The organism is Mesorhizobium sanjuanii (genome assembly GCF_002529485.1).
Classification (GTDB): Bacteria; Pseudomonadota; Alphaproteobacteria; order Rhizobiales; family Rhizobiaceae; genus Mesorhizobium; species Mesorhizobium sanjuanii.
In genome coordinates this window covers 1-2,295 of record NZ_NWQG01000057.1, presented here as the reverse complement: position 1 = coordinate 2,295, position 2,295 = coordinate 1, and the positions used below count along the sequence as shown (strand labels likewise).

3 protein-coding genes and 1 pseudogene are annotated in these 2,295 nt (G+C 60.8%); 3 read left to right on the top strand and 1 reads right to left on the bottom strand.

Annotated features, from left to right (window positions below):
* A pseudogene (locus tag CN311_RS11480) lies at positions 1-219 on the top strand (hypothetical protein); the annotation flags it as partial.
* A 61-nt stretch (positions 220-280) separates the two neighbouring features.
* Here CN311_RS11480 and dksA read toward each other — a convergent pair.
* Complete coding sequence (gene dksA, locus CN311_RS11475) at positions 281-697, bottom strand: RNA polymerase-binding protein DksA (RefSeq protein WP_006202025.1); 417 nt, start codon at positions 695-697, stop codon at positions 281-283.
* 258 nt (positions 698-955) lie between these two features.
* On the opposite strand from dksA, the gene CN311_RS11470 reads away from it, so the two are divergent.
* Together CN311_RS11470 and CN311_RS11465 are read left to right on the top strand one after the other, a co-directional pair.
* The gene (locus CN311_RS11470; protein WP_097573784.1) at positions 956-1,474 is read left to right on the top strand and encodes a SixA phosphatase family protein; all 519 of its coding nucleotides are present in this window, start codon (positions 956-958) and stop codon (positions 1,472-1,474) included.
* Between the two features lie 63 nt (positions 1,475-1,537).
* Positions 1,538-2,295: YcjX family protein (locus CN311_RS11465; RefSeq protein ID WP_165779667.1), on the top strand; the 758-nt coding region annotated here is incomplete at its 3' end.

Below are 2,295 nucleotides of genomic sequence, written 5' to 3'. Positions count from 1 at the left end.
CCCGCCTATGGATCGGCCAATGGAAATATCGCCCGCCACACGCCATCGCCGCCGGCCAACCAGGCCTCCATCGACGATACGCTGATGCACGAACTCGAGATCTCGCTCGACGAATCGCCGGCCAGCAAGGCTGTGAGCAAACCGGCGGCGAAGGCGCCGCAGTCCCTGGATGACGAGATGACGAAGCTTCTCGGCGAGCTTTCCAGTCAGAAAAGATAACCAAACAAAAATGGCCGGAGAACCCGGCCATTGATGACTAATCTTGCCCGAAAGCTACGCTTCAGTCGTCGCGGTAGACCTTCTCGCGGCGCTCGTGGCGCTCCTGCGCCTCGATCGACAAGGTCGCGATCGGACGCGCATCGAGGCGTTTCAGCGCGATGGGTTCGCCGGTTTCCTCGCAATAACCGTAAGTTCCCTCATCGATGCGCTGGAGTGCCGAATCAATCTTTGAAATGAGTTTTCGTTGACGATCGCGCGCGCGAAGCTCGATGGCGCGGTCGGTTTCAGACGAGGCCCGATCAGCGAGATCGGGGTGGTTGGCGTTTTCCTGCTGCAGGATTTCGAGAGTTTCGCGCGCTTCGCGCAATATGTCATTCTTCCAAGTGACGAGCTTCAGGCGAAAGTAGGATTTCTGCCGTTCGTTCATAAACGGCTCGTCTTCGGAGGGTACGTAATCGGCGGTAACGATGTCGTTCATTCGACTCACCCAACAACCCCAAATTTGGCGCTTATATATTCGCGGACCGAAGGCTGCACAAGCGCAATCCGCGACAGTTTCACGCAATTGTTAATGTCGGACCGAACAGCATCGGCGACATCCTTCGCATGAAGGGCAAGGCCGAATTCGCTTATGATTCGTTAGGTTTGAATGGTGCCAGCCATTGTGCGCCAAGCCTTTCTCATGGCTAATCCTGCTATAGTCCTGGCGCATGGCGCCGACACGAACGGGGGTTTGGTGAGCACACTTTATCTGTTGAGGCATGCGAAAGCCGGATGGGCGCTGCCCGGCGTCCGCGACTTCGATCGCCCACTCGATGCATCGGGTGTCGCCGATGCCGAAATGATGGGCACCCTCATGCGTATCCGCAACTACACTCCCGATATTACCCTTTGCTCCAACGCAAAGCGGGCGCGCCAAACGCTGGAAGGCCTGGCCGGACACACCGACATCGGCCGGGTGCTGTTCCTCGACACGCTCTACAGCGAGGACGCCGCATCCTATCTGGCTGCCGTCCGCGACAATGGGGGGCCAGGCTCGGGCGGGCCAAACTCCCTGCTCGTCATCGGCCACAACCCGATGACGGAGGATCTCGCACTGGCACTTTCGGGCGACGGCGACGAGGCGGCACGGGGGTTGCTGAACCATGGCTTCCCAACGTCCGGCCTGGCGGTGGTCCGTTTTCCAGGCAATCTTGCCCATGCAGCTCAAGGCGCCGGCTATCTCGAAGCCTTTGTGACGCCGGCCGAACCCTGACGCCATTTCAAAGCTGCGATGCAAGGCCTATATCGGAGGTCACGGGAGTCCAAGAGAGCAGATTTGGCATCATCGCTGACCACTTTCACCGACGAGGCGAGGATTGCCCTGGATACGCTGTCGGGGCGCGCCGCCGGGCTTTTTTCACCGTCGCTGCGCCTTGGCGTGACCGGACTGTCGCGCGCGGGCAAGACGGTGTTCATCTCGGCCCTCGTCCACAACCTGATCCATGGCGGGCGCCTGCCCCTGTTCGAAGCGCAGAAATCGGGACGAATAGCCCGGGCTTTCCTGGAAGAGCAGCCTGACGACGCCGTACCGCGCTTCCAGTACGAGGATCACGTCGCCGCCTTGGTCAATGACCGCCTGTGGCCGGATTCGACGCGCGCCATTTCCGAACTCAGGCTGACCATCGAATATGAATCGGCCTCCGGCTGGAGCCGCATGTTTTCGTCAGGCAGATTGTCGGTCGATATCGTCGACTATCCCGGCGAATGGCTGCTCGATTTGCCATTACTGGGCAAATCCTACGCCGATTTCTCACGCGAAGCCTTCGAGATGGCCGTGTTGCCGGTGCGTGTGGAACTTTCGCAGGAATGGCGGGCACTCTCCGCCGCGGTCGACCCCGACGCGGACGCCGACGAGATGACAGCGCGCCGCCTCGCCGAAAGTTTCGCTGCCTACCTCAAGGCATGCAAGCTCGATGAACGGGCGCTTTCGACCTTGCCGCCCGGCCGCTTCCTCATGCCCGGCGACCTTGAGGGCTCGCCAGCGCTGACTTTCGCGCCCTTGCCGGCCTTGAGCGACCGGCGGGCGCGTTCTGG

Excerpts from the sequence above, each read along its gene's own strand:
- dksA (WP_006202025.1), bottom strand. The coding sequence starts at position 697 with ATGAACGACATCGTTACCGCCGATTACGTACCCTCCGAAGACGAGCCG.